This is a genomic window from Bradyrhizobium centrosematis (assembly GCF_045571495.1).
Classification (GTDB): Bacteria; Pseudomonadota; Alphaproteobacteria; order Rhizobiales; family Xanthobacteraceae; genus Bradyrhizobium; species Bradyrhizobium centrosematis.
The window spans coordinates 633687-658025 of record NZ_CP120703.1; the positions used below are offsets into that span (position 1 = coordinate 633687).

At 64.9% G+C, this 24339-nt stretch carries 25 protein-coding genes and 1 tRNA gene; 14 read left to right on the forward strand and 12 right to left on the reverse strand.

Annotation, left to right across the window (positions count from 1 at the left end):
• Positions 1 to 75: 75 nt before the first annotated feature.
• Entirely contained in the window at positions 76 to 927 is an 852-nt protein-coding gene (locus P6U31_RS02975) for a thermonuclease family protein (protein ID WP_407186787.1), read from the reverse strand.
• 304 nt (positions 928 to 1231) lie between these two features.
• Between P6U31_RS02975 and P6U31_RS02980 the strand changes: the two genes are divergently transcribed.
• The 4 genes from P6U31_RS02980 (at position 1232) to P6U31_RS02995 (ending at position 6312) form a co-directional block, all read left to right on the forward strand.
• Positions 1232 to 2437, forward strand: coding sequence for an ABC transporter substrate-binding protein (locus P6U31_RS02980; RefSeq protein WP_407186788.1), 1206 nt, complete (start codon positions 1232 to 1234; stop codon positions 2435 to 2437).
• 125 nt (positions 2438 to 2562) lie between these two features.
• Positions 2563 to 3351 carry an enoyl-CoA hydratase gene (locus P6U31_RS02985; RefSeq protein ID WP_407186789.1) on the forward strand — a complete coding sequence of 263 codons (789 nt, stop codon included), beginning with the start codon at positions 2563 to 2565 and terminating at the stop codon, positions 3349 to 3351.
• 2 nt (positions 3352 to 3353) lie between these two features.
• Complete coding sequence (locus P6U31_RS02990; RefSeq protein WP_407186790.1) at positions 3354 to 4100, forward strand: hypothetical protein; 747 nt, start codon at positions 3354 to 3356, stop codon at positions 4098 to 4100.
• A gap of 97 nt (positions 4101 to 4197) precedes the next feature.
• Complete coding sequence (locus P6U31_RS02995) at positions 4198 to 6312, forward strand: acetate--CoA ligase family protein (RefSeq protein ID WP_407186791.1); 2115 nt, start codon at positions 4198 to 4200, stop codon at positions 6310 to 6312.
• A 183-nt stretch (positions 6313 to 6495) separates the two neighbouring features.
• Here P6U31_RS02995 and P6U31_RS03000 read toward each other — a convergent pair whose 3' ends face one another.
• From P6U31_RS03000 to P6U31_RS03010, 3 genes are all read right to left on the reverse strand, one after another.
• On the reverse strand, positions 6496 to 7314 hold the full coding sequence (locus P6U31_RS03000; RefSeq protein ID WP_407186792.1) for an enoyl-CoA hydratase/isomerase family protein: 819 nt from the start codon (positions 7312 to 7314) through the stop codon (positions 6496 to 6498).
• Positions 7315 to 7507: 193 nt separating this feature from the next.
• Entirely contained in the window at positions 7508 to 8668 is a 1161-nt protein-coding gene (locus P6U31_RS03005; protein ID WP_036014568.1) for an acyl-CoA dehydrogenase family protein, read from the reverse strand.
• Positions 8669 to 8682: 14 nt separating this feature from the next.
• Positions 8683 to 9747 carry an acyl-CoA dehydrogenase family protein gene (locus tag P6U31_RS03010; protein WP_407186793.1) on the reverse strand — a complete coding sequence of 355 codons (1065 nt, stop codon included), beginning with the start codon at positions 9745 to 9747 and terminating at the stop codon, positions 8683 to 8685.
• Positions 9748 to 9995: 248 nt separating this feature from the next.
• Here P6U31_RS03010 and P6U31_RS03015 point away from each other — a divergent pair, with 248 nt between their 5' ends.
• The gene (locus tag P6U31_RS03015; RefSeq protein ID WP_407186794.1) at positions 9996 to 10781 is read left to right on the forward strand and encodes an SDR family NAD(P)-dependent oxidoreductase; all 786 of its coding nucleotides are present in this window, start codon (positions 9996 to 9998) and stop codon (positions 10779 to 10781) included.
• 128 nt (positions 10782 to 10909) lie between these two features.
• Here P6U31_RS03015 and P6U31_RS03020 read toward each other — a convergent pair whose 3' ends face one another.
• A complete protein-coding gene (locus P6U31_RS03020) occupies positions 10910 to 11182 on the reverse strand; it encodes a GlsB/YeaQ/YmgE family stress response membrane protein (RefSeq protein WP_172786583.1) in 273 nt (90 codons plus the stop codon).
• A gap of 42 nt (positions 11183 to 11224) precedes the next feature.
• A complete protein-coding gene (locus P6U31_RS03025) occupies positions 11225 to 11791 on the reverse strand; it encodes a YidB family protein (protein ID WP_407186795.1) in 567 nt (188 codons plus the stop codon).
• Between the two features lie 161 nt (positions 11792 to 11952).
• On the opposite strand from P6U31_RS03025, the gene P6U31_RS03030 reads away from it, so the two are divergent.
• Together P6U31_RS03030 and P6U31_RS03035 are read left to right on the forward strand one after the other, a co-directional pair.
• On the forward strand, positions 11953 to 12960 hold the full coding sequence (locus tag P6U31_RS03030; protein WP_407186796.1) for a 2-dehydropantoate 2-reductase: 1008 nt from the start codon (positions 11953 to 11955) through the stop codon (positions 12958 to 12960).
• Positions 12961 to 12977: 17 nt separating this feature from the next.
• Positions 12978 to 13187, forward strand: coding sequence for a hypothetical protein (locus P6U31_RS03035; RefSeq protein WP_407186797.1), 210 nt, complete (start codon positions 12978 to 12980; stop codon positions 13185 to 13187).
• A 72-nt stretch (positions 13188 to 13259) separates the two neighbouring features.
• Here P6U31_RS03035 and P6U31_RS03040 read toward each other — a convergent pair whose 3' ends face one another.
• Positions 13260 to 13886, reverse strand: a complete 627-nt coding sequence (locus tag P6U31_RS03040; RefSeq protein WP_407186798.1) for a hypothetical protein — start codon at positions 13884 to 13886, stop codon at positions 13260 to 13262.
• 265 nt (positions 13887 to 14151) lie between these two features.
• On the opposite strand from P6U31_RS03040, the gene P6U31_RS03045 reads away from it, so the two are divergent.
• From P6U31_RS03045 to P6U31_RS03075, 7 genes are all read left to right on the forward strand, one after another.
• Positions 14152 to 15669, forward strand: coding sequence for an AMP-binding protein (locus P6U31_RS03045; protein ID WP_407186799.1), 1518 nt, complete (start codon positions 14152 to 14154; stop codon positions 15667 to 15669).
• A gap of 21 nt (positions 15670 to 15690) precedes the next feature.
• Positions 15691 to 16329, forward strand: a complete 639-nt coding sequence (locus P6U31_RS03050; protein ID WP_407186800.1) for an RraA family protein — start codon at positions 15691 to 15693, stop codon at positions 16327 to 16329.
• Positions 16330 to 16547: 218 nt separating this feature from the next.
• On the forward strand, positions 16548 to 17354 hold the full coding sequence (locus tag P6U31_RS03055) for a hypothetical protein (protein WP_407186801.1): 807 nt from the start codon (positions 16548 to 16550) through the stop codon (positions 17352 to 17354).
• 21 nt (positions 17355 to 17375) lie between these two features.
• Positions 17376 to 17747, forward strand: coding sequence for a cupin domain-containing protein (locus P6U31_RS03060; RefSeq protein WP_128923132.1), 372 nt, complete (start codon positions 17376 to 17378; stop codon positions 17745 to 17747).
• A gap of 49 nt (positions 17748 to 17796) precedes the next feature.
• On the forward strand, positions 17797 to 18753 hold the full coding sequence (locus P6U31_RS03065; protein WP_407186802.1) for a tripartite tricarboxylate transporter substrate-binding protein: 957 nt from the start codon (positions 17797 to 17799) through the stop codon (positions 18751 to 18753).
• Between the two features lie 98 nt (positions 18754 to 18851).
• Positions 18852 to 18928 (forward strand) — tRNA-Arg (locus P6U31_RS03070).
• Between the two features lie 114 nt (positions 18929 to 19042).
• On the forward strand, positions 19043 to 20182 hold the full coding sequence (locus P6U31_RS03075) for an amidohydrolase/deacetylase family metallohydrolase (RefSeq protein ID WP_407190074.1): 1140 nt from the start codon (positions 19043 to 19045) through the stop codon (positions 20180 to 20182).
• A gap of 24 nt (positions 20183 to 20206) precedes the next feature.
• On the opposite strand, the gene P6U31_RS03080 is transcribed toward P6U31_RS03075, so the two are convergent.
• The 5 genes from P6U31_RS03080 to P6U31_RS03100 are packed head-to-tail and all read right to left on the reverse strand — an operon-like array spanning position 20207 to position 24263.
• Positions 20207 to 21352 carry an acyl-CoA dehydrogenase family protein gene (locus tag P6U31_RS03080; RefSeq protein WP_407186803.1) on the reverse strand — a complete coding sequence of 382 codons (1146 nt, stop codon included), beginning with the start codon at positions 21350 to 21352 and terminating at the stop codon, positions 20207 to 20209.
• Between the two features lie 13 nt (positions 21353 to 21365).
• Complete coding sequence (locus P6U31_RS03085) at positions 21366 to 22193, reverse strand: SDR family NAD(P)-dependent oxidoreductase (RefSeq protein ID WP_407186804.1); 828 nt, start codon at positions 22191 to 22193, stop codon at positions 21366 to 21368.
• Positions 22194 to 22213: 20 nt separating this feature from the next.
• On the reverse strand, positions 22214 to 22624 hold the full coding sequence (locus tag P6U31_RS03090) for a MaoC family dehydratase (protein WP_407186805.1): 411 nt from the start codon (positions 22622 to 22624) through the stop codon (positions 22214 to 22216).
• A complete protein-coding gene (locus P6U31_RS03095; protein WP_407186806.1) occupies positions 22621 to 23076 on the reverse strand; it encodes a MaoC family dehydratase N-terminal domain-containing protein in 456 nt (151 codons plus the stop codon). Before P6U31_RS03095 ends, P6U31_RS03090 begins: the two co-directional genes overlap by 4 nt.
• A gap of 5 nt (positions 23077 to 23081) precedes the next feature.
• On the reverse strand, positions 23082 to 24263 hold the full coding sequence (locus tag P6U31_RS03100; RefSeq protein ID WP_407186807.1) for a lipid-transfer protein: 1182 nt from the start codon (positions 24261 to 24263) through the stop codon (positions 23082 to 23084).
• Positions 24264 to 24339: the final 76 nt, after the last annotated feature.

Here is a 24339-nt window from a genome sequence, read left to right on the forward strand (position 1 = left end):
GCAGGCGGCGGCATTCAGCCCGTACGTGCCTTTCTAGCACCCCATTCACGTCGCTTAACCCGTGCCTGGCCCTTGTCAGGGCCGTACCCCTGTCGGCTCGTTTGCGCCCAGCAACTCGACCTGTCCCACGAGCCGCACCTCGATCCGCGGTCCCGTATTGCCCTCGACCCAGCCCCGCACGCGAATACGCTTGTTTTCCAAGGACTTAAGGGCAATTCCGGCGTTTTCGAACGCCGGTAGCGTGCGCTTTGAAATAGTCGCGGCAAAGCCACGTGTCCAGTTTCGTCCGAAGTTGAGGTAGGTCATTGCCCCAGCTTGCCGGACCGACAGGACTTTACCCTCGACCACCACAAAGCGCCCGATCCCCGCCAAAATATCGTCCGGACTTTCCGCGTTTTTTATGGCCGACGGGTCAGCCCAGCTGCCCTTTTTTTGGCGCCGCGCTGCGGCTTCTGACGCCATCAGGGCGGCCGCGCAGTCCTTGTCCGTGATCTCAGCGGAGACCAGGGCATCACCCTGGGCGAGCAGCATGGCCTGAATGGAGCTGTCGTTCTCGCCCACGAAGACCAGCGCGCCCTGGCGGCCATAGCGGTCAGGCGTGTCGTCGCTGCCGCGGAGCGTGACGTCGCGGCCGGCGAGCAGCGAAGTCAGCGCCTGCTTGGTGGATGGCGTCGCTTCGATTCCGATGAGACGGATCTCGCGGCCGTCATCGAGACGGACGCTGCGCGCATCGACGATGGCCGCAACGCGGCCTTCGCCTTGGGGCTCGAACTGACACGGAGTCGCGGACGCGGCGTTAGTCGCGACGAGAAGATATAGGACGATGAGATGAAGCAGTCGCGTCACGTGACCCGGAGAGGCTGTGTTACGCGGCAACCATACCTCATGCGTAGTGGGTCGCGAAGAGGCTTCGCCATACTCCGTCATTGCGAGCGCAGCGAAGCAATCCAGACTGTCTCTGCGGAAAGACGCTGGATTGCTTCGCGGAGCCTGTCATCGGGCCGCGCTTCGCGCGGACTCGTTGGCTCGTAATGACGCGGAAACATTTCGCCGCGCCTCACCATTCCGCTTTGCGGAAAACATGCGCGGCAATCATCTGCGCGTCGCGCCTCGCGCTTGCTGCGCTCTTGCGCATGCGGCATGATTGCGGCAACAGCGATTGCCAATAACGATTGCCAAGAGCAATAACCAAGCCGCCATCAGAGTCAGGCGATAAAGGGAGGTCTTTTCGATGAAGCATATTTTGTCGGGCATTTTTGCCGCCGCGTTTGCCCTCAGTGCGAGCGCCGCTCAGGCCCAGGACAAGCCACCTCTCAAGATCGGCGGCATCCTCGACATGTCGAGCCTCTATGCCGACATCACCGGTCCCGGCAGCGAGACCGCGGCCAAGATGGCCGTGGAGGATTTCGGCGGCGAAGTGCTGGGGCGCAAGATCCAGGTACTCGCGGCCGACCATCAAAACAAGGCCGATCTCTCCGGCAACATCGCTCGCGACATGCTCGACAATCAGGGCGTCGAGATGATCTACGACGTCGCGGCCTCCGCGACCGCGCTTGCGGCCGGCGAGATCGCGAAGGCGCGCAACAAGATCATCATGTTCAATGGTCCCGGCTCTATCCGTCTCACCAACGAGGCCTGCGGTCCCTACACCATCCACTACGTGTTCGACACCTACGGCCAAGCCAACGTGACCGGCCTTGCGGCCGTGAAGACAGGCCTCGACAGCTGGTTCTTCCTCACCGCCGACTACGCCTTCGGCCAGGATCTGGAAAAGGACACCAGCGCCGTCGTCACCAAGACCGGCGGCAAGGTGCTCGGCAGCGTGCGCCATCCGCTCAACACCTCGGACTTCTCCTCGTTCCTGCTGCAGGCCCAGGCCTCCAAGGCTAAGGTGATCGGGCTTGCGAATGCCGGCGGCGACACCGTCAACGCCATCAAGCAGGCGGCCGAGTTCGGCATCATGAAGGGCGGCCAGAAAGTCTCGCCGCTGCTCGCCTTCGTCACCGACATCGACTCGATCGGGCTGGAGACGGCGCAGGGGCTGTTGCTGGCGGAAGCGTTCTATTGGGACATGAACGACGAGACGCGCGCCTTCTCCAAGCGCTTTCAGGAGCGCGTGAAGCGGCCGCCGACCTCGGCGCAGGCCGGCGTCTACTCCTCCGTCACGCATTATCTGAAGGCGGTGAAGGCGGCCGGCACCACCGATGCTGCCGCCGTCATGAAGGTGATGAAGGAAACGCCGATCAACGACTTCTTCGCCAAGAACGGCAAGATCCGCGAGGACGGCCGCATGATCCACGACATGTATTTGTTCGAGGTGAAGAAGCCGTCGGAATCGAAGGGCCGCTGGGACGATTACAAGCTGCTCGCCACCGTGCCCGGTGCCGAAGCGTTCCAGTCGCTGGAGCAATCGCGCTGCCCGCTGGTGAAGAAGTGACGGCGTGACGTAAGTCGCGACGTCATCCCGGGGCGCGAAGCGAACCCGGGATCTCGAGGTTCCGGGTTCGATGCCTTGCATCGCCCCGGAACGACGGAGATAAACAACAACAAGGGAGACGCCCCATGAACGACATGGTCCTGCAAAAGCTCGAAGGCGGGCTGCTCACCATCACGATGAACCGCCCGGAGCGGAAGAACGCGCTCAACCCGGATATGGTCTCCGGGCTGATCGAGGCGGCACGGCGCGCGGCGGATGATCCCGAGGTGCGGGCGGTGCTGTTCAAGGGCGCCGGCGGCTCGTTCTGTGTCGGCGGTGACGTCAAGTCGATGGCGGCTGGCCGCGCGCCGCTGCCGTTCGAGCAGAAGCTTTCAAACCTCCGCCGCGGCATGGAGGTCTCGCGCATCCTGCACCAGATGCCGAAGCCCGTGGTGGCGCAGCTCGACGGTGCCGCGGCCGGCGCCGGCCTGTCGATGGCGCTGTCCTGCGATCTGCGCATCGCCAGCGAGTCCTGCAAGATCACCACCGCCTTCGCCAAGGTCGGCTTCTCCGGCGATTACGGCGGCACCTACTTCCTCACCCAGCTGCTCGGCAGTGCCCGGGCGCGCGAGCTCTATCTGATGTCACCGGTGCTCACGGCGAGGGAAGCCCATGCGATCGGCATGGTGACCAAGGTCGTGCCCGACGCCGAGATCGACGCCGCCGCGCATGAGCTCGCACTGTCGCTGGCGCAAGGGCCGTCGATCGCGCTCGGCTTCATCAAGCGCAACATCAACAATGCCGAGCATCTGGCGCTGGAGGATTGCTTCGATGGCGAGGCGATCCACCACACCCGCTGCGGCGAGACCGAGGATCACAAGGAGGCCGCAAAGGCCTTCGTAGAGAAGCGCAAGCCGACCTTCAGGGGCGCGTGACCATGGCGCCCTATCTGCGCCTGCGGCAGATCTGCCTCGTCGCGCCGCAGCTCGCGCCCGTCATCTCCGACATCGCGGAGATCATGGGCCTTGCCGTCTGCTACCGCGACGGCAATGTCGCGAAATACGGCCTGGAGAACGCGCTGCTCCCGGTCGACACGATTCTGCTGGAGGTGGTCGCACCCTTCAAGGACGGCACCACGGCGGGCCGCTTCATCGCGAAGACCGGCGGCCGCGGCGGCTATATGGCGATCTTCTGCTGCAACGATCCCGACGAGCGCGGACGCCACGCGAATGCGCTTGGCGTGCGCACCGCCAACGTCATCGAGCACGCGCCCTATCACGGCGTCCAGCTCCATCCCCGCGATTGCCGGGCCGCCTTCATCGAGTTCAACCATACCGAAGGCAGCGATGACGTCCTTGGGGCTTATCCGCCGGCGGGGCCGGACTGGCAGAAGTTCATCCGCAAGGACGTGACGCAGGCCCTGACGGCGGTGGAGATGCAGAGCCCGGATCCGCACGGTCTGGCGGAGCATTGGGGCAGGATCATCGGGGTTGCGGCTCGAGACGCCGAACTGAGGCTGCCCAATGCGACTTTCCGCTTCGTGAAGGGCGCGAGCGAGATCATGAGCGCGCTGGAGTTTCGGGTGACCGACGTGGCGCGGGTGCTGCATGCCGCCAAGGCGAAGGGGCATGCGGTTGCGGGGAACGAGTTCTTGCTGGGCGGGGTGACGTTCCGCGTCAGTTGAGTTGTCGAAACAGTCTCACCGGGCCGGCGAAGCCTAGGCGAAGACGGCAAGCTCGGCCATGACGGAGGGGGTGGCCGAAAAAGAACAAGGACATCTCATGCCGCATCCGCTCGACAGCTTCTTCGCCCCCGCCAGCATCGCGCTGATCGGGGCTTCGCGCGACCACGAGAAGATCCCGGGCCGCCTGCTGTCGATGCTGCGCAAGAACGAGTATCCCGGCAAGGTCTACCCGGTGAACCCGAACTACACCGACATCGACGGGCTCACCTGCTACAAATCGATCGCGGAGATCGGTGGGCCGATCGACCTCGCCGTCGTCATCATCCCTGCCCGCGCAGTGCTCGCCGCGCTCGAGCAGTGCGCTGCCGCCGGCGTGAAAAACGCGGTGATCATCTCCTCCGGCTTTGCCGAGGAGGGCGGCGACAGCGCGGCGATGCAGGATGCGATTGCGGCGCTGGCGAAGCGCACCGGCATGCGAATCTCCGGTCCGAACGCCGAGGGCTTCTTCAGCCAGGTGCAGCGCGTGGCCGCGACGTTCAGTCCGGCCGTGGACGTCAAGCCTGGTGTCGCGCCGCTCGTTGCCACGACGAAGCGGATCGGCATCGTCGCGCAAAGCGGCGGCATCGGCTTTGCCTACTATCACCGCGCCACGGCACTTGGAATCGCCGTAAGCTACGTCGTCAGCGCCGGCAATGAGGCTGATCTCGGAGCAGGCGAGTTCCTGGACTATCTGGTGCAGGATGCCTCGACCGACGTGATCCTGCTGTTCATCGAGGGCATTCGCGACGTCGACAAGTTTCTTGCCGCCGCCCGGCGCGCCGCAGAGATCAGGAAGCCCGTCATCGTCACCAAAGTCGGCCGCTCCGGCGCAGGTCAACGCGCCGCGGCCTCGCATACCGCGAGCATGGCCGGCTGGTCGGCAGCGTATGATGCGGTGTTCGCGAAATACGGCTTCATCGTCTCCAATGATCTCGACGAGGCGCTGACGATCGCGGCGGTGCTTGCCAGCAATCCGCTACCAAAGGGCGACCGGGTCGCAGTGGTGACGGTGTCGGGCGGCGCCGGCATCTGGGGTGCAGATGCCGTCGCCCTGCAAGGCTTGCATGTGCCGGAGCTCTCCGAACCGATCCAGGCGGGCATCAAGGCGTTGATGCCGTCCTATGGCACGGCGCGCAACCCGATCGACGTCACCGCGCAGGGCGTAACGTCAGGCGGTCTACAGAAGAGCGTCGATCTGCTCACGGTGTCCGACGAGGTCGATGCGATCCTCGTCGTGCTGTCGCTGTCGAGCGAGGTGCGCAAGCCGTTCAGGGAGGAAGAGCTGCGGCCGGTGCTGGCAGCCCAGCACAAGCCGGTGGTGTTCTATTCCTACACGGTGCCGTCCGACTTCGCCCGGCGCGAGCTCGCCAAATCCGGCGTTGTGGTGCTCTCGGGCCTCACCCATGTCGGTGTCGCGATGCGGCGGCTGGTCGATTACGCGCGGTTCAGCCTGCCGCAGCCTGCGGACGAGGCGCGGCTGCCACCGCGCGATCTCTCCGCACATCTGAAATCATCGTCTCTGTCCGAGGCCGACAGCAAGGCGCTGCTGCGCGCCGCCGGCATTGCGTTGCCGGAGGAAGTGGTGGTGACGGACAAGGCCGGGCTCGACACCGCCGTCGCCCATGCCGGCTTTCCGCTGGTGATGAAGATCCAGTCGCCCGATATCGCGCACAAGAGCGAGGTCGGCGGCGTCCGCGTCAACATCACCACCAAGGGCGAGGCGTTTCTCGCATTCGAAGCGCTGCTCAACAATGCGCGCACGCATCGGCCGCAGGCGGATATCCAGGGCGTGCTGGTCGGCCCGATGGCGAAGAAGGGCGTCGAGATCATCGTCGGCACGATGACGGACGAGACGTTCGGCTCCATGGTGATGGTGGGCCTTGGCGGCATCACGACGGAGCTGTTCCGCGACGTGGTCTATCGTCCCGCGCCGGTGAGCGCGGAGGAGGCGGGCGAGATGTTGAAGAGCCTGAAGGCCGCGCCGCTGCTGAACGGATTTCGCGGAGCGGCAAAGGCAGATGTTGCGGCGCTGGCGCAGTTGATCGCCGATATTTCCGTGCTCGCCGCGCGACACGCTGGCGAGATCGCGGAGATTGAGCTCAATCCCGTGCTGGTGCACGCGGAGGGGCAGGGCGTGACGATCGTCGATGCGCTGGTGGTGGGGCGGAAGTAGCGAACCACAACCACCACCGTCGTCCCGGACAAGCGAAGCGCAGGTCCGGGACCCATACTCACAGGGAGTAGTTTGGCGAAGACTAGGAGCGACCAGCTCGCGCTACAGCTTCTCGCCGTGGTTATAAATCCCTGCTTTCGCAGGGACGACAGCGGAGAATGGCGCGCCAGGGCGATCCGTTGACTATCGCCCTTTAAAATTCGCCACGCGCCGCTCTTCCGTGGCCTTCACGCCTTCCTTGAAATCTTCCGTCGCGCGCAGCTTGGTCTGTTCGGCGAGCTCGTGGTTGGTCGCTGCCATCACGCGGTCAGCGAGGCCGTTGCGCATGGTCGCGCGGGTGGAGAGCAGGCCGAGGGGTGAGCACTCGGCGATTTCGCCGGCGAGCTTCATCGCGGCCGCCTTGACCTGATCCTGCGGCACCAGCTCGTTGGCGAGGCCCCATTTGTAAGCCTCTTCGCCGGTGACGCGGCGGCTGGTGTAGAACATCAGCTCGGCGTTGTTCTTGCCGATCAACTCGGGCAGCGTCACGGTGAGGCCGAAGCCCGGATGGAAGCCGAGCTTGGTGAAGTTCGCCGAGAAGCGCGCTTCCGGGCAGGTGACGCGGAAATCGGCGGAGACCGCAAGGCCCAGGCCGCCGCCGATGGCCGCGCCCTGTACGGCGGCAACGATCGGCTTCTTGGCCCGGAAGATGCGCACCGCCTGGATATAGAGATGATTGATCGGTCCGAGATTGTCGGCGGGATCGCCCTTCTTGGCTCGCTCGGCCTCGCGCGCTTCCTGCGCCTGCCGGGCCGGGTCGCCGAAATTGGCGCCGGCGCAGAACGCCTTGCCCTGCGCCGACAGAACCGAGCTGCGGATCTCGATGTCGCGGTCGAACTCGTCGAGCGCGTCCGCGATCTGATTGATCAGCGAAATGTCAAAGAAGTTGAGCGGGGGCCGGCGGATCTCGATGGTGCCGACATGTCCGACCTTCTCGACGCCGATATCTTTATAGCTGCTCATAGATCGTCTCCAAACATCTCGATGCGTCCGTAGCGAAGAACCACCTCTCCCATCGGGAGAGGTCGGCGCGTAGCGCCGGGTGAGGGGCTGCGGTCCCTCATGAGAGCAAAACCCTCACCCGATTTGCGGACGCAAATCGACCTCTCCCGATGAGAGAGGTGGACGCAGCGTGAGGCAAGGGTTTCGATCCCATTTAACGTAATCCAAGCCCGCGGGCGATGATGCCGCGCAGCACCTCGGTGGTGCCGCCCTGGATGGTGAGCTTCGGTGCAGTCTTGATGGCGAAATCGAGCTGCCGCTCCAGGGTCTCGCGGTTGGTCGCGGTCTCCTCGACGAAGGCGGCGAGATCGCGGACGCGGTGCGGAAGCTGCTGCTCCCAGACCGTGCCGATGTCCTTGACGATGGAGGCCTCGACCACCGGCTCCTTGCCGGCCTCGAGCATGCCGGCGACCGAGACCGACATGCGCCGCATGGTATGGAGCTGCGCCACCAGGCGGCCGATGCCTTCGGCGCTGCGCGTGTCGGGGTTGGGGCCGACCGCGCGAACCAGCTCGGTCAGCACGTAATAGGTCTCGAGGAAACGCTCAGGGCCCGAACGCTCATAGGCGAGCTCGCTGGTCGCCTGCTTCCAGGCGCCGTCGACCTCGCCGAGCACGTGATCATCAGGGATGAAGTGATCGGTGAAGACGACCTCGTTGAACTCGTACTGGCCGGTGATCTGGCCGATCGGGTTCACCTTGATGCCCGGCTGCTTCATCTTGACCAGGAACTGGGTCAGACCGTGGCGGCGGTTTTCCTTGGTCGGAGGTGAGGTCCGGAAGATCGCGATCATGTAGTCGGCAATATGCGCCGACGAGGTCCAGATCTTGGTGCCGTTGATGAGATAGCCACCCTCGGTCTTGGTCGCGCGCGTCTTCGCGGCGAACAGGTCGGAGCCGGAGTTCGGCTCGCTCATGCCGATGGCAAAGCAGATCTCGCCGCGGCAGATCCGCGGCAGGATCTCCATCTTGATATGTTCAGGTGCGTATTTCAGCAGCACCGGGCCGCTCTGGCGGTCGGCGACGAAGAAGCGCCGTGTCGGTGCGTTGGCTACGCGCATCTCCTCGGTCACCACGTAGCGCTCCAGGAACGAGCGCTCCTGGCCGCCATATTTCTTCGGCCAGGTCATGCCGAGCCAGCCCTTGGCGCCGACGCGGCGGGAAAATTCCGGCGCGTCGGTGTCTTCGCGGTTGGGCTTGTGCGGGTCGAAGGTGCCGGCGGCGATTTCCTCGGCGAGGAAGGCGCGGACCTCCTTGCGCAATTGCTCACACTTCTCGGGCAGGCGGATCGGATCGAAACGAAGGGCAGCGGTCATGTGTTCTCTCCCGATCAGCGCGACGCGACGAGCGGCCACAATTCGTCGGCGCCTCTGGTGGCGACCAGCTTGCCGAGCTCGACGGCCCAATGGCTTTCCGAGCCGAAATCGTCGCGCCAGGCCAGCGCCCGCAGCGAGTAGCGGTGCAGGATGTGCTCCATGGTGAAGCCGATCGCGCCGTGCACCTGGTGGGCGATGGCGCCGCCTTTCTCCGCGGCTTCCGCGCAGCGGATCTTTGCGGACGCCGCTTCGAGATAGACCTCGTCGTCGAACGCCTTGGTATTGGCGATGGCGTCGGCCGCGGAGGTCGCGGCCGCGAGCGCCGCGGCGGATTCGCCGGCGAGGCGCGCGAGGTTGTGTTGCACGGCCTGGAATTTCGAGATCTTCTTTTCGAAGGCGACGCGTTCGTTGGAGTAGCGAACGGAGATGTCGAGCATCGATTCGAGCGCGCCCGCGATCTGCAGGCTGCGTGCAACGCCGCCCATCAGCATCATCGTGGTCTGGTCAAGGCCCTTTGGCGCGGCCTTGAGCGCGACGGGCTGGACCTTCTCGAGCGTCACGGTGTCGCTGTGGTCGTAGCCCACATTGAGGCCGGCCTCGATCCGCGCCTTGGCCGCGTCGATCAAAGCGATGGAGACGCCGTCCTTGCCGTGCGCCAGCACCGCAAAGTGCTTTGCCGTCTTGGCAAAAGGTACGCCGCGGGCGCGGCCGGAGAGCGAACCCTCGGTATCGAGGGTGATCCGGTCCTTCGGGCTCGCCGGCAGCACCGTCATCTCGCCCTCGGGCGAAGCGATCTTCGCCTGCGCCAGCAGCCAGCCGGCCAGCATAGTCTCGGCGAGGGGAACCGCGACGGCGAAACGACCGGCGGTGTTCAGCAGCGCAAAGCCGTCGGCAAGGCTTGCGCCGGAGCCGCCGAGATCATCGGGCACCCAGGACAATGGCAGGCCGGCCTCGCTCAGCGCCTGCCACAGCGGCGCCTGCCATGCACCCTTCTTGTCGTTGTTGATGGTTTGCGGATCGGCGAGATCGGCGAAGATCTTCTCCGCGGTCTCGACGACGATGTTGTCACTCTCCGCCACAGCGTTCCCCGTGTCTTACCGTTGGCGCGTCCGGTCAGCTCAGCCGGCGCGCGGTTCTTCTTGCGCCCGATGATCCGAAAAAGCCATGGCCCTGACAAGCGTTGATCGCAGATCAACCTGCGGCGCGGGCATGGGCGCAGGGCCGACGGGAGGTTAATTCCGCTTAGCGGAGTTTGCTCGATTTGCAGGGCGCGGCAAACTCGTTAAACAAGGCGCAGGAGATCAGAGCCACGGGGAAGGAAATCAGGATGGCCAAGGACAATCTGTGCGCAATCGTGACGGGGTCGGCCTCCGGCCTTGGCGCTGCGACGGCCGAGATTCTCGCGCGGAGCGGAGCGCGGCTCGTCATCAACTATTCGTCGAGCCAGAAGGAGGCCGAGGCCGCGGCTGAGGCGTGCCGCAAGGCCGGTGCCGCAGAGGTGCTGGTCGTGCAGGGCGATGTTTCAAAGGACGACGATTGCCGCAAGATCGTCGCTGCCGCCAGCGGCTGGGGCCGGCTCGATATCCTGATCAACAATGCCGGCACCACCAAGCATGTCGCTCACGCCGATCTCGACGGCTTGTCGGCTGAAGACTTCCAGCGGCTCTATGGCGTCAATACCATCGGCCCGTTCCAGATGGTGCGCGCGGCGCGCAACCTGCTCGAAGCCGCCGCGAAAGCCTCCGGGCGGCCGGCGGCGGTCGTGAATGTGTCGTCGGTCGCAGGCATCAGCGGCGTCGGCTCCTCGATCGCCTACGCCGCCAGCAAGGGCGCGCTCAACACCATGACGCTGTCGCTGTCGCGCGCGCTGGCGCCGCTGATCCGCGTCAACACCGTATGCCCCGGCTATATCGACACGCCCTGGTTCACCAAGGGGCGCGGCGAGGCGCAGGCAAAGCAGGTGCGCGACAGCGTGGTGGCGAAGGTGCCGCTCAAGGTCGCGTCAACCGCGGAGGACATTGCCCAACTCGTCTGCTTCCTGGCAATGCCGGCCTCCAGCAACATGACCGGCGAGGTCGTGCGCATGGATGCGGGGATGCATTTGATAGCCTAGTTCGTCATTGCGAGCGAAGCGAAGCAATCCAGACTGCCTTTAAGGCACATTCTGGATTGCTTCGTCACAAGAGCTCCTCGCAATGACGATGGAGAGGCAGATGGGCCTCCTCACGCAACGACTCGTGGCTACCCCTTGATCACGCCGCTCGCCACCAGCCGGTGCCAGATGAACAGCACCACGACCGCGCCGATGGTTGCGGTGATGAAGCCGGCGCCCTGGTCGGGGCTGTAATGGCCGATGGCCTGGCCGACGAAGGTGGCCAGAAACGCGCCGGCGATGCCGAGGATGGTGGTGAGGATGAAGCCGCTTGGATTGTTCGGCCCCGGCGCGAGCCAGCGCGCGATGAGGCCGGCAATGAAGCCGACGACGATGATCCACAACAGGCCGCCCATGCTCATGACTGTGCTCCCCTTCCCGAAAGCGTGTCGATCAAGGTCCGACTAGATTCTGCCCGAGAGCTCGTTCTCGGTCGGCAGCCGTCCGTCCGGCGTCAGATGGTCGACCACCTTCGGCAGGTACTGGCTGAGGCCATTGAGCAGCTCTTCGCGCGACAGGCCGCTCTGGGCGGACAGGCTCTCGATCTGGTCGGCACCGAGTGCGCTGGCGAGATCGCCCGGCGCGATCGGCTTGTTCTCACCCTTGCCGACCCAGGAATTCGCGGCGTCGCCGTGGCCGCTCTGCTGGAGTTGGTTGAGGAGATCGCCGAGACCTCCGCTGAGCACGGTGCCGGCCGCGCCGCCCGCGAGCAGGCCGCCGAGACCGCCCTTGAGAATGTCGCTCAGCCCGCCGCCCGCGCCGGCATTCACCGGCGGAGGGGCCGGCGTCGGTGACGGTTGCGGCGCCGTCCCGGACTGGTTTGCGGTCATGTGCTTGAACGCCTTCCAGGCAAGCAGGCCGAGCAGCGCCATGGTCATCGGCGACATGCCGCCGGAGGATTTCTCGGAGCTCGGTGCGCTGGGGCCGCGCGGGCCGTTCTGCATGCCGTTGAGGACGTCGAGTAGACCCATGGTGCTCTCCTTTGGCGTCTCGTTCGGCGAGCGCTCGCCGCTGACTGCCCCCGGGGCGAAAACATATGGGGCACTCATGACCGTTACAAGTCGGATGCGCGGCGATTGGTTGCCGGCCTCGCCTCTGCTATCGAAGGCCAGTCATTCAGGGAGCAATTTCAGTGGTTGCGGATCGACCGATCGTGGTGGCCGGCGCCGGCGCCATCGGCTGTTTCGTCGGCGGCATGCTGGCGGCCGGCGGCCGCCGTGTCGCGCTGCTGGTGCGGCCGCGGGTAAAGACCGAGATCGAGCGCTTCGGCTTGCGGCTGACCGATTTCGACGGTTCCGAGAAGAGGCTCGGCGCGGGCCAGCTCGCGCTCTCGGACGATCCCGCGATCTTCCACAGTGCCGGCATCGTGCTGGTCACGGTGAAGAGCGCGGACAGTGCCGCCGTCGCGGATCAGATCGCGCAGCACGCGCCTGAGGATGCCGTCATCGTCTCGCTTCAGAACGGCGTCGGCAATATCGCGGTGCTGCGCGAGCGCCTCGGCAACCGCCGCGTGCTCGCCGGCATGGTGCCGTTCAACGTGATCGCGATGGGCGAGGGCCGTTTCCACCGCTCGACCTCCGGCGATATCCATATCGGAGAGGACGCCGAGAACACCGCCGCGGCGCTCTCGGTGGCCGGCCTCAACGTGCGCGCAAGCCGTGACATCACCGGCGTGCAATGGGGCAAGCTGATCATCAATCTGAACAACGCGCTCAGCGCGTTGTCGGACATGCCGCTCGCCGCGCAACTGGCAAGCCGCGACTGGCGAAGGCTGTTCGCCGATCAGATGGCGGAAGGACTTGCCGCGCTACAGGCCGCCGGCATTACGCCGGTCTCGGCGACGCCGATTCCGATGAGTTGGACGCCGACGCTGCTCAGATTGCCCGACATGATCTTCAACGCCATCCTGGGACGAACGATGAAGATCGATCCGGAGGCGCGCTCCTCGATGTGGCAGGATTTGAAGCAGGGCCGCAAGACCGAGATCGACTATCTGCAGGGCGCGGTCATCGCGCTTGCCGAGCAGAACCATATCGAGGTGCCGCTGATGCGCCGCATCGTTGCGCTGATCAGGGAGGCTGAAGCCGCCGGCAACGGCCCGCCGCGGCTGACGCCGCAGCAGATCCGTGGGACGGCATGAATACTAGGAGAAACGCGATGAAACATCGCTTGACGATCGGGCTCGCACTTGCCGCGCTCTGCGGCGCATCGACGCTCGCCCATGCAAGGCCGCCGACGGTCATGAACTCGCCCGGCTATGACAGGCGGTTGCAGGAGAGCAGGTCGCAATTGGGTGGTTCGACGACGACAGCGCCAGTGGATGTGCCGGTGGCGAAACCGAAGTACAAGAAGAAGCGCACTAAGTGACGCCGCATTCTCCGCTGTCGTCCCGGATCTGCGCTTACGCTTGTCCGGGACGACACCGAGTGTGGCGCTGCTTCAGCCCTTCTTCGCCGGCTTGCTCGGGGTCGGGTTGAACAGCTTCTTCAGGTCGTTCAAGCTTTCCGACAGCCGCGGCCATTCGCAGGAGAAGGAGCCTTTGGCGCATGCGCCCTTCGGTCGCTGGCCGACGGTCTGCTGCACCTTCGGCCGCTCGACCGGGACGGGCACGCGTACGCGCTCGGCCTCGGTTCGCAGCGCGATTTGTTGAAGCTGCTGGACCTGCTGCTCCTGCTGCTCGCGCTGCTGGCGAGCCGTGGCCTGGGCCGCTTCATTGTTGCGGCGCTGCTTGGCGAGATAGGCGGTATAGGCTTCGTCGATCTTCTTCTGCTCTTCCGGCGTCGGATTGGGGCCGGCGATGTCGAAGGTGCGATCCTGAAGGAAGTCGTAATAGGAGTAGCCGCCGCCCGGCTTGCGGCGGCCGGCAAACTTGGCGTTGCAATCGGCCAGCGCGGAGGTCTTTTCGGCCTTGGTCGCGGCCTTCTCGGCGGCGTCGGCGCATTCCTCGAAATCGACGGGCGCGCGTTTCCACCATTGCGCCTGGGCATGTGCATGCGTCAGCAGAAAAAATCCTGCTGCGGCAACGAGAAGCAGCGCTGCATGACGCAAAGCAATCACGGACGACATTCTACGAGAGCATTCCCTGGAAAACTCAACCCGAACTGAGTCGAGCCGGATTTTTGCCTCTTTATCGCCGGCTTGTCACCCGTGGAACCCGGGAATTTCATGGCTGGGATGCTGACATTTTGTGCTTGACGTGGCGCAGGAGTCACAGCGCCGCGCCGGTAGGCTGCTACACTTCGCCCTGCGCGCGCCTCACCTGAGGCGACGCCAAGAAATACGTCACGGAATACGTCAAAAAATACATCAAGAAACGAAATGGAAACGCCTGATGCTGCTGCCCCTCTCCGACGTGCCGCGCTGGTACGCTGAACGCAAACCACATGGCACGATCGCCGTCCGTCACGGGCAGGATACGTTGACATGGGACGAGCTCGAGCGCGGCGCCAACCGGCGCGCGCGGGCGTTTGCGGCCAAGGGCGTCAAGCCCGGCGACTTCGTTGCGATCGGATTGCCCAACGGCAACACATTCTTCGAGACCTCCTTCGCGGTGTGGAAGTGCGGCGCGACGCCGACCTCGCTGTCGTGGCGATTGCCGCGCGGCGAGGCCGCCGCCGTGCTCGACATTCTGAAGCCGGCGCTGGTGGTCGGCGGCGAGGCCGACTGGAACGCGCCAAATCGCCTGCCGGCGGATTTCGTTCCGGAAGGGTTCTCGGACGCGCCGCTCACCCCGCCGGTCGCACGCTACTGGAAAGCCATGACCTCCGGCGGCTCGACCGGCCGCCCGAAAGTCATCCTCGATCACCATCCGGCCGTGACCGACACCGTCGCGGCGCCGCCGCTCAATATTCCCTTCGGCGTCTCGCTGCTCAATCCCGGGCCGCTCTATCACAATGCGCCGTTCATCGTGTCGCACTATGCGCTGTTCAGCGGCGGCAAGCTCACCGGCCTCACCAAGTTCGATGCCGAGGAGACGCTGCGGCAGATCGAACGCGAGCGCGTGCAATGGGTCAATTTCGTGCCGACCATGATGCACCGGATCTGGGCGCTGCCGGAGCACGTGCGAAATGCCTATGATCTGTCCAGCCTGCAGACCGTCTTCCACATGGCCGCGCCGATGCCGCCGTGGCTGAAGGAGAACTGGATCGCCTGGCTCGGACCCGAGCGGATCTGGGAGCTCTATGGCGGCACCGAGCGGCAGGGCGCCTGCATCATCTCGGGCACGGAATGGCTGACGCATAAGGGCTCGGTCGGCAAGATCGGCGAGATGGCGAAGCTTCGCATCATCGGCGAGGACGGCAACGACGTCGCGCCGGGCGAGACCGGCGAGATCTATTTCCTGAACAATGATGGCAAGGACGCCACCTATCACTATCTCGGTGCCGAGCCGAAGCGCCGCAGCGATGGCTGGGAATCGCTCGGCGATATCGGCAGGCTGGATGCGGAAGGCTATCTCTATCTCGGCGATCGCCTCGCCGACATGGTGCTGCGCGGCGGCGCCAACATCTATCCGGCCGAGGTCGAGGCCGCGGTCTCCGAAGCGCCCGGCGTGCGCTCCTGCGTGGTGGTCGGTTTGCCCGATCCGGAATTGGGCCAGCGCGTGCATGCCATCATCGAGCCGGACGGCGATGCCGACGGCCAGGCGATCGCCGACGGCATGGCGGACTTTCTCAAGGATCGGCTGAGCCGCTACAAGCACCCTGAAAGCTTCGAATTCGTCAGCGTCCCGCCGCGCGACGATTCCGGCAAGGTCCGCAGAACATTGTTGCGCGACGAGCGCGCGGCGTGGATGAAGGAAGGGCGTGCCTTCCGGATCTGGCCGGCGAAGGCGCGGGCGCACGCCGAGTAGGACAAACGGGGAAGAACTGACATGACGATCACCATCGCAGCGAACAGCGTGCCGAAGCCGGCGGCCGAGCTCATCGAGGGCTTTCGGAACGCGCCGACCTCGGTGATTTCAGACAATCTCGCCCGGCTGCCCGGCGCGGTCGGGCTCAAACCCTATCATCGCGGGGCCAAGCTGGTGGGCACGGCCTTCACGGTGCGCACCCGGCCCGGCGACAATCTCGCCATCCACCGTGCGCTGGAGCTGGTCGGTCCCGGCGACGTCATCGTGGTCGACGGCGGCGGCGACGAGACGCGGGCGCTGGTCGGCGAGATCATGAAGAACATCGCGCAATGGCGTAAAGCCGAAGGCTATGTGATCGACGGCGCGATCCGCGATGTCGCCGCCTTCGCCGCCGACGATTTTCCCTGCTACGCCCGGGCCGTGATCCATCGCGGCCCCTACAAGAACGGGCCCGGCGAGATCAACGTGCCGGTGACGATCGGCGGCAGCGTGATTGCGCCCGGCGACATCGTCGTCGGCGACGAGGATGGCGTGGTGTCCTTTCCCGCCACGGGAGCAGCGGCGTTGCTCGAAGCGGTGCGCGCCCAGGTCGCGCGCGAGGAGGAGACATTGAAGGCGATCCGCGAGGGTCGCTACCAGGGCTCCTATGGCAAGACTTGAGCAGGCCGGGCTTAAGTCAAGGCAATGGCTGAACGGATCGAAAGCCGACGTCGGCCATTGCCATTTTCGAAAGTGATTTCACGACCTTTGTTTCTGCCAAAGTTCTCTCATGCCTCTTGATGCTGAGGTTACTTTCAATGACGAGGAACTGCGCGGTCGTCGTGCCTGGCTTGCTCCTTTTGTGGATGTTCGCAAGCAACGAGGTCGGATCGGGGGCCATGCGCAAGGCCGCCAACGATCATCCCAAGCCGGCGACAGGTCCTGTCGCTTTGATGGATGCAGAACGGCGGATGACGGAAGAGGCTTACGCGAAGGTGAAGGGGCTGTCCCGAGGTGAGGTGGGAAAGCGCTTCGCGGCAAGCGGAGTCTTACGATGCCCCGGCGGAGCCAGCAGCGCTCAAGTCACCGGGGCGCGCGACGTGATCACGACGGTGGCCCACGCGTTTCGGGACGCTTGCAAGCCTCATACGTCACCTGACACGTGCACATTCGAGTACTATTTGGGAGCAGAGAAGCGGATCATCCCCTTGTCGGCAGCTCTCTGGATGGGCCCCTGCGTTGATGCTGAACCGAGACAGGGCGAGGTCGATTGGGCCGTCGCAAGACTTGCGTTTCCAGCAGACGTGACGCCCTACGAAATTCATGAGCAGCCCGAAACCCTGGTGGAGCTGGAGCGTGTTCTGGCGGTTGTCGGTTACGATATCGAAGCCGCAGGAAAGACCGACAAGGACGGGCCGTTCAACAAGACGATCCAGGAGTGCCAAATACGCGACGTGAGGGATTGGCAGACAATTGAAACGAACTGCGAGTTCGAGTTCGGGGCGTCAGGGAGCGCTCTCTTTCGCCAGTGGGGCCGTCGAATGACCCTGCTTGGCGTGGTTTTCGGGGACTATCACGACACGGAATATTGTCCACGCGGCGGCTGCGAGTTCAAGAGCCGGACATGGTCGAGCTTGTTCGTGACCTTGAGGGGCGAATTCAAGGACCGGCTGTTGGCCGCCGTGCGTCAGTCGGTAGCGAGATGAAACGTAGAAGGGACAAATGACGTGAGCCAGAAGGACGAATTCCACAACATCGACAATCCCGACGACGGCCTCTTCCGCGAACTCGCCGCGGGCGTGACCACGCGCATCTTCTCCGGCGAGCAGGCGATGCTGTCCGTGGTGACGCTGGCGCCGCATGCGCAGGGCACGCTGCACCATCACCCCGAGGAGCAATGGGGCGTGCTGCTCGACGGCTCCGCGATCCGCGTCCAGGGCGATGAGGAGATTGCCGTGAAGAAGGGCGATTTCTGGCGCACCCCCGGCAACGTGCCGCACACCATGCGCGCCGGCCCCGATGGGGCCCGCGTGCTGGACATCTTCAGCCCGCCGCGTCCAGAATACAAGAAAGCGGGGTCCGGTTTCGGGACGACCTGAAGCGCTCAAGAACAAAAGCAAGAGCGCAAGTATCAAGAGGGAGGGGACCATGACGATCACACGACGCGCGCTCCTGGCCGCACCGGCTATTCTCGCAATGGCGCCGGCGATGGCGCAGGCCGGCAAGATCACGCTGGTGGTGCCGTTTCCGCCGGGTGGCTCGACCGACGCGATGGCCCGGCTGCTGCAGAGCAGCCTGCAGACAAAGCTTGGTCGCATCGTCGTGGTCGAGAACAAGTCGGGCGCCGCTGGCGCGCTCGGCGCAGCGCAGGTCGCCAAGAGCCCGGCAGACGGCTCGACGTTCCTGGTTACCTTCGATTCCCATGCGGTGATCCCGTCGATCCTCGACAAGCCGCCGGTCGATGTCGAGCGCGAGCTGATGCCGGTGCTGTTGATCGGCACCGCGCCCTATGTGATCGCGGCCGGGGCCGGCCGTCCCTACAAGAGCTTCGCCGACGTGGTGGCGGCCTGCAAGGCGACCCCGGGTGCGGTGAAATACGCCTCGGTCGGCATCGGCACGCTCGGCCATCTCGCCATGACCGTGCTCGGCAGCAAGGCCGGCGTCGAGATCGTGCATGTGCCCTATCGCGGTGGCGGCCCGGCCATGAACGACGTGCTCGGCGGCCATGTCGATCTCATCGCGGGATCGGCGGCGCTGGTCGCCGCCCAACTCGGCACCAACATGCTGCGTCCGATCCTGCAGCTCGGCCGCGAGCGGCTGCCGGCGCTGCCGGACACGCAGACCGCGATCGAAGCAGGCTTCCCCGATTTCGAGACGCTGGCCTGGTGGGGCATCTTCGCGCCCGCAGGGACGCCGCCCGAAATCGTCGCCGCCTTCGCGGCGGCGTCCAGGGAGATCCTGAGCGAGCCTGCGACCGCCGCCCAATTGAAGGAGACGCAGCACATGACGCTGCTGCTCCAGGACGGTGCCGCCTTCAAGACCTTCTTCGACAAGCAGGTCGCCACCTGGGGCAAGGTGGTGAAGGACAACAATATCAGGGCCTAGGGCCGGAGATCCTTGCACGTTGGTTCGGGCGAGGGCTTCCGGTCGCGGCGCCGCTTTGATATGTACACCCCAGGCAACCCGCCAGACGCGGGTTCCGCGGTCCCGTAGCTCAGCCGGATAGAGCGACGGTTTCCTAAACCGTAGGTCGGAAGTTCGAGTCTTCCCGGGATCGCCAGCCTCGCACCACCGTCGCGCCTGCACGACAAGCTCCCGGCGCAAAACTTGCTAGAAGCAGGCTCCTTCCTTGGCGGACTTCAGCCGCCTCCCTGACCAAATCCCGGAGACCATGATGCCTTTTGATCTGATCCTGCGCGGGGGCCGCGTGATCGACCCCTCGCAGAAGCTCGATGCCGTGACCGACGTCGCCTTTGCCGGCGGCAAGGTGGCGGCGGTCGGCAGCGCGCTCAAGGCGGACCCGGGCACGGAGGTGCGAGACGTTTCGAAATACATCGTGACGCCGGGATTGATCGATCTGCACACCCATGTCTATTGGGGCGGCACCTCGCTCGGCATCGACGCCGAGGAGTTCTGCCGTCTGTCCGGCGTCACCACGGCGGTCGACACCGGCAGCGCCGGCCCCGGCAATTTCGCCGGTTTCCGCAAGCATGTGATCGAGCCGAGCCAGGTCCGCATCCTCGCTTATCTGCACGTCTCGCATGCCGGCATCTTCGGCTTCTCGCACCGGATCATGGTCGGCGAGAGCGAGGAGCTGCGGCTGATGAATCCGATCGAGGCCGCGAAGGTGGCCGATGCCAACCGTGATCTCATCGTCGGCATAAAGGTGCGTGTCGGCCTGCACTCCTCAGGCACCTCGGGGGCCGTGCCGCTCGACATCGCGCTCGAGGTCGCCAACGAGGTCGGCATGCCCCTGATGGCGCATATCGACCATCCGCCGCCGAGCTATGAGGAGGTACTGGCACGTCTGCGTCCCGGCGACGTGCTGACCCATGCGTTCCGCCCCTTCCCGAACACGCCGGCGACTGCACAAGGCACGGTGAAGAAGGCGGTGCTGGATGCGCGCGAGCGCGGCGTGCTGTTCGACATCGGCCACGGCAAAGGCTCGTTCGCCTTCAAGACCGCGCGCGCGATGCTCGCCAACGGCTTCTATCCCGACACGATCTCCTCCGACATCCACCAGCTCTGCATCGACGGCCCCGCCTTCGACCAAGTCACGACCATGTCGAAGTTCCTGTGCATGGGCATGGAGCTGTCCGACGTGGTCGCGGCCTCGACGGTGAACGCGGCGATGGCGCTGCGCCGCCCCGAGCTCGGCAGCCTCAAGCCCGGCAGCGTCGGCGACGCCACGCTGATCTCGGTCAGCCGCGGCCAGTTCGACTACGAGGACGTGGTCGGCGAACACCTGATCGGCGATCGCAAGATCGTGTCCGAAGGCGTCGTCATCGGCGGCCGCTGGTGGCATCCGAAGTGAGCGCGCCTCCTACAGCGACCTGATCTATAAGGATCTGGCGATCAAGAGCTTCATGATCTCGTTGGTGCCGCCATAGATCTTCTGGATGCGGGAATCGATGAAGATGCGCGAGATCGGATATTCCTGCATGTAGCCGTAGCCGCCGAATAGCTGCAGGCATTCGTCGGCGGTCTCGACCTGCTTCTCCGAACACCAATATTTCGCCATAGACGCCGTCACGGTGTCGAGGTCCTTGGCGATCAGGCGCTCGATGCACCAGTCGACGAAGACGCGTGCGATCATCGCCTCGGTCTTGCGCTCGGCGAGCTTGAAGGCGGTGTTCTGGAAATCCAGCAGCGGCTTGCCGAACGCCTTCCGCTCCTTGGTGTAGTCGGCGGTGAGCTTGACCGCCCGCTCCATCGCGGCCACGGCGCCGACCGCGAGCGCAAGCCGCTCCTGCGGCAATTGCTGCATCAGCTGGACGAAGCCCTGGCCTTCCTCCTTGCCGAGCAGGTTTTCCGGCGGCACCTGCACATTATCGAAGAACAGCTCCGACGTGTCGGAGGCGTGCAGGCCAATCTTGTCGAGGTTGCGTCCGCGCTTGTAGCCGTCCGCGCCCGCGGTCTCGACCACGATCAGCGAAATGCCCTTGGCGCCCGCTTCGCCGGTGCGTGCGACGACGATGACGAGATCCGCGGCCTGGCCGTTGGTGATGAAGGTCTTCTGGCCGTTGATGACGTAGGAATTGCCCTGCTTCTTCGCCGTGGTCTTGACGGCCTGCAGGTCCGAGCCGGTGCCGGGCTCGGTCATGGCGATGGCGCCGACCATCTCGCCCGAGGCCATCTTCGGCAGCCAGCGCTTCTTCTGCTCCTCCGAGCCGTAGTTGAGGATGTAATGCGCGACGATGGCGCTGTGCACGGAGACGCCGGTGGTCAGCTCAGGCACCGTGCTTTCAAGATCGTCGAGCACCGCCGCGTCATAGGCGAAGGTCGCGCCCAGACCGCCATATTCCTCAGGCACGCTTGCGAGCAGGGCGCCCATTTCGCCGAGACCGCGCCAGGCGAAGCGGTCGACCATCTTCTGCGCACGCCATTTCTCGGCATGCGGCGCCAGGTCCTTGGCGAGATATTTCCGGAACTGGTCGCGGAAGACGTCGAGCTCTTCGGTCATCCAGGAGGAACGGTATTGCATCAGGGCCTCGCTCTCAGACAATCAGGCCGCCGCCGGCGACGACCACCTGGCCGCTGATATAATTGGATTCCGGGCTGCAGAACAGATAGACGGCGTCAGCCGCTTCTTCCGGTGTGCCGCCGCGGCCGAGCGGGATCATCCGCGACATCGCCTCAAGCATGTGCGGCTGCACGCCCACCTTGATGTCGCGGCCAGCGACGTCGATGGTCTTCTGCTGGGCCTCGATCGGCTGGGTCAGGCGGGTGTTGATGAGACCGAAGGCGACGCAATTGACGTTGACCTTGTAACGGCCCCACTCCTTGCACATGGTCCGCGTCAGTCCGATCAGCGACGCCTTGGCCGAGGAATAACTCGCCTGCCCGGCATTGCCGTAGAGGCCCGCGATCGAGGAGATGTTCACGACCTTGCGGAACACCTCGCGGCCCTCCTCGGCTTCCTTCCTGGCGAAGACGCGGATCGGCTCGGCGGCCGCACGCAGGATGCGGAACGGGGCGACCAGATGGACATCGAGCATGGCCTGAAACTGCTCATCCGTCATCTTCTGGATGGTGGAGTCCCAGGTGTAGCCGGCATTGTTGACGACGATGTCGAGCCCACCGAAACTGTCCAGCGCGGCGCCGACGAAGCGGTCGGCGAAACCCGCCTCCGAGACGCTGCCGTTCACGGCAACGGCGTCGCCACCGAGCGCCTTGATCTCCGCGACCACGGCATTGCCGGGCTCGGCATCGAGATCGTTGACGACGACCCTGGCGCCTTCGCGCGCGAGCTTGAGTGCGATTGCGCGCCCGATGCCACGGCCCGAGCCGGTGACGAGCGCGACCTTTCCTTGTAGCTTTGCCATTTGCATGTGTCCTCTTGCTGTCACAGCGCGACGACGGCGCTGCCTTCGAGCTTGACCTCGCCGCGATCGTCCCTGGTGGTGAGCGCGAGCCTTGCGCGATTCTCGCCATCCTCGGCGAAGAGCTCGGTCACCGTGCCTTCGCAAATGAGCTTGGCGCCGAGCTGAGTTATCGAGACGAACCGGGTCGCAAAGCTGCGGAGCTTCGACGGCGGCACCGCATCCGTCAGCGCCTGCCCGAGACAGGCCATCGCCAGCATGCCGTGCGCGAACACGTCCGGAAATCCGGCCGCCTTGGCAAAGTCGATATCGACGTGGATCGGATTGTGATCGCCCGATGCGCCGCAATAGAGCGCGAGCGTGTGGCGGGTGATCGGCGGAAAGACCTTGTGGACGATACGATCGCCGGCCTTGATGTCTCCGGGTGCCGTCACGACGCCACCTCGTTACGGACGACGATGGTGCGCGCGGTATCGGCGACATGCACGCCGTCCTGGTTGGTTACTTCGCATCGGATGCCGATCAGCGTCATGGCACCGCCCTTCTTGTCCGTCACGCTGGTCACACGCGGCCGGAACGTCAGGGTATCGCCGACCAGAACCGGCGCGTGATATTCGAAGCTCTGCTCGCCATGCAGCACGCGGGGAAGGTCGATGCCGAGCGCGGTGAACATCTCGAAGGGCTCGTCGACGTCCATCATCTCCAGGCAAAACAAATAGGTCGGCGGCACCGGCATGCCGGCGAACCCGGCCGCACGCGCGGCGTCTGCGTCACGATAGACCGGGTTCTGCTCACCCAGCGTATTGAGGAAGTAGCGGAGACGGCCAGGCTCCACGCGCGCGGTAACGGGCGTGAAGCTGCGCCCTACGGCTGACTGATCGACCATGAATGTCAGTGCCGCTTGTAGAGCGTGACGACGCAGGCGCCGCCGAGGCCGAGATTGTGCTGGAGCGCGACCTGGGCACCTTCGACCTGCGTGGCGCCGGCCGTGCCGCGCAACTGCCGTGTCAGCTCGTAGCACTGCGCAAGTCCGGTGGCGCCGAGCGGGTGTCCCTTCGACAGCAATCCGCCGGACGGATTGGTCACGATCCGGCCGCCATAGGTGTTGTCGCCGTCATTGATGAACTTGCCGGCTTCCCCTTCGCCGCAGAGGCCCAGCGCCTCGTAGGTGATCAGCTCGTTGTGAGCGAAGCAGTCGTGCAGCTCGACCACGTCGAGGTCGTCCGGCCCGATGCCGGCGCTTTCATAGACCCGGCTTGCCGCTTCTTTTGCCATGTCGTAGCCGACCAGCTGCATCATGTCCCCGGCCTTGAAGGTCGACGGCGTGTCGGTGGTCATGGCCTGCGCCGCAATGCGCACCTCTTTGCCGATGCCATGCTTGTCGGCAAACCGCTCGGAGACCAGCACCGCAGCTGCGCCGCCGCAGGTCGGCGGGCACGCCATCAGGCGCGTCATCACGCCCGGCCAGATCACCTGGTCGTTCATGACGTCGTCCGCCGTGACTTCCTTGCGGAAGAGTGCAAGCGGATTGTTCTTGGCATGGCGGCTCGCCTTGGCGCGCACCTTGGCGAAGGCGTCGAGCGGGGTGCCGTATTTCTTCATGTGGCTCAGCCCGGCGCCACCGAAATAGCGCAGCGCCAGCGGAATGCCGGGAGCGTCGATCAGCTGGTCCGCAGCCGCGTCGAATTCCTCGAATGCGCTCGGCCGATCGGTATAGACGCTGCCGAGCGCGCCGGGCTTCATTTGCTCGAAGCCGACCGCCAGCACGCAATCCAGCGCGCCGCTCGCGATCATCTGCCGCGCCATGAACAGGGCGGTGGAGCCGGTCGAGCAATTGTTGTTGACGTTGACGATGGGAATGCCGGTCATCCCGACATGGTACAGCGCGCGCTGCCCGCAGGTGGAATCGCCGTAGACGTATCCGGCATAGGCCTGCTGCACCTTGTCGTAGCCGAGGCCCGCATCGGCGAGCGCCAGCTTGATCGCCTCCGTCCCCATCTCGTGATAGGGCGCGCTGGCTCCCGGCTTGGCGAAGGGGATCATGCCGACCCCTGCGAGGACGACCTCAGACATCGCTTTCCTCCAAATAAATTACCCGTTGGACTTTTTCTTACCCATGGGTAACATATCGGTCGATGCCCACGAGAGT

Excerpts from the sequence above, each read along its gene's own strand:
- P6U31_RS02975 (WP_407186787.1), bottom strand. The coding sequence starts at position 927 with ATGACGGAGTATGGCGAAGCCTCTTCGCGACCCACTACGCATGAGGTA.
- P6U31_RS02980 (WP_407186788.1), top strand. The coding sequence starts at position 1,232 with ATGAAGCATATTTTGTCGGGCATTTTTGCCGCCGCGTTTGCCCTCAGT.
- P6U31_RS02985 (WP_407186789.1), top strand. The coding sequence starts at position 2,563 with ATGAACGACATGGTCCTGCAAAAGCTCGAAGGCGGGCTGCTCACCATC.
- P6U31_RS02990 (WP_407186790.1), top strand. The coding sequence starts at position 3,354 with ATGGCGCCCTATCTGCGCCTGCGGCAGATCTGCCTCGTCGCGCCGCAG.
- P6U31_RS02995 (WP_407186791.1), top strand. The coding sequence starts at position 4,198 with ATGCCGCATCCGCTCGACAGCTTCTTCGCCCCCGCCAGCATCGCGCTG.
- P6U31_RS03000 (WP_407186792.1), bottom strand. The coding sequence starts at position 7,314 with ATGAGCAGCTATAAAGATATCGGCGTCGAGAAGGTCGGACATGTCGGC.
- P6U31_RS03005 (WP_036014568.1), bottom strand. The coding sequence starts at position 8,668 with ATGACCGCTGCCCTTCGTTTCGATCCGATCCGCCTGCCCGAGAAGTGT.
- P6U31_RS03015 (WP_407186794.1), top strand. The coding sequence starts at position 9,996 with ATGGCCAAGGACAATCTGTGCGCAATCGTGACGGGGTCGGCCTCCGGC.
- P6U31_RS03020 (WP_172786583.1), bottom strand. The coding sequence starts at position 11,182 with ATGAGCATGGGCGGCCTGTTGTGGATCATCGTCGTCGGCTTCATTGCC.
- P6U31_RS03025 (WP_407186795.1), bottom strand. The coding sequence starts at position 11,791 with ATGGGTCTACTCGACGTCCTCAACGGCATGCAGAACGGCCCGCGCGGC.
- P6U31_RS03035 (WP_407186797.1), top strand. The coding sequence starts at position 12,978 with ATGAAACATCGCTTGACGATCGGGCTCGCACTTGCCGCGCTCTGCGGC.
- P6U31_RS03040 (WP_407186798.1), bottom strand. The coding sequence starts at position 13,886 with ATGTCGTCCGTGATTGCTTTGCGTCATGCAGCGCTGCTTCTCGTTGCC.
- P6U31_RS03045 (WP_407186799.1), top strand. The coding sequence starts at position 14,152 with ATGCTGCTGCCCCTCTCCGACGTGCCGCGCTGGTACGCTGAACGCAAA.
- P6U31_RS03050 (WP_407186800.1), top strand. The coding sequence starts at position 15,691 with ATGACGATCACCATCGCAGCGAACAGCGTGCCGAAGCCGGCGGCCGAG.
- P6U31_RS03055 (WP_407186801.1), top strand. The coding sequence starts at position 16,548 with ATGCGCAAGGCCGCCAACGATCATCCCAAGCCGGCGACAGGTCCTGTC.
- P6U31_RS03065 (WP_407186802.1), top strand. The coding sequence starts at position 17,797 with ATGACGATCACACGACGCGCGCTCCTGGCCGCACCGGCTATTCTCGCA.
- P6U31_RS03075 (WP_407190074.1), top strand. The coding sequence starts at position 19,043 with ATGCCTTTTGATCTGATCCTGCGCGGGGGCCGCGTGATCGACCCCTCG.
- P6U31_RS03080 (WP_407186803.1), bottom strand. The coding sequence starts at position 21,352 with ATGCAATACCGTTCCTCCTGGATGACCGAAGAGCTCGACGTCTTCCGC.
- P6U31_RS03085 (WP_407186804.1), bottom strand. The coding sequence starts at position 22,193 with ATGGCAAAGCTACAAGGAAAGGTCGCGCTCGTCACCGGCTCGGGCCGT.
- P6U31_RS03095 (WP_407186806.1), bottom strand. The coding sequence starts at position 23,076 with ATGGTCGATCAGTCAGCCGTAGGGCGCAGCTTCACGCCCGTTACCGCG.
- P6U31_RS03100 (WP_407186807.1), bottom strand. The coding sequence starts at position 24,263 with ATGTCTGAGGTCGTCCTCGCAGGGGTCGGCATGATCCCCTTCGCCAAG.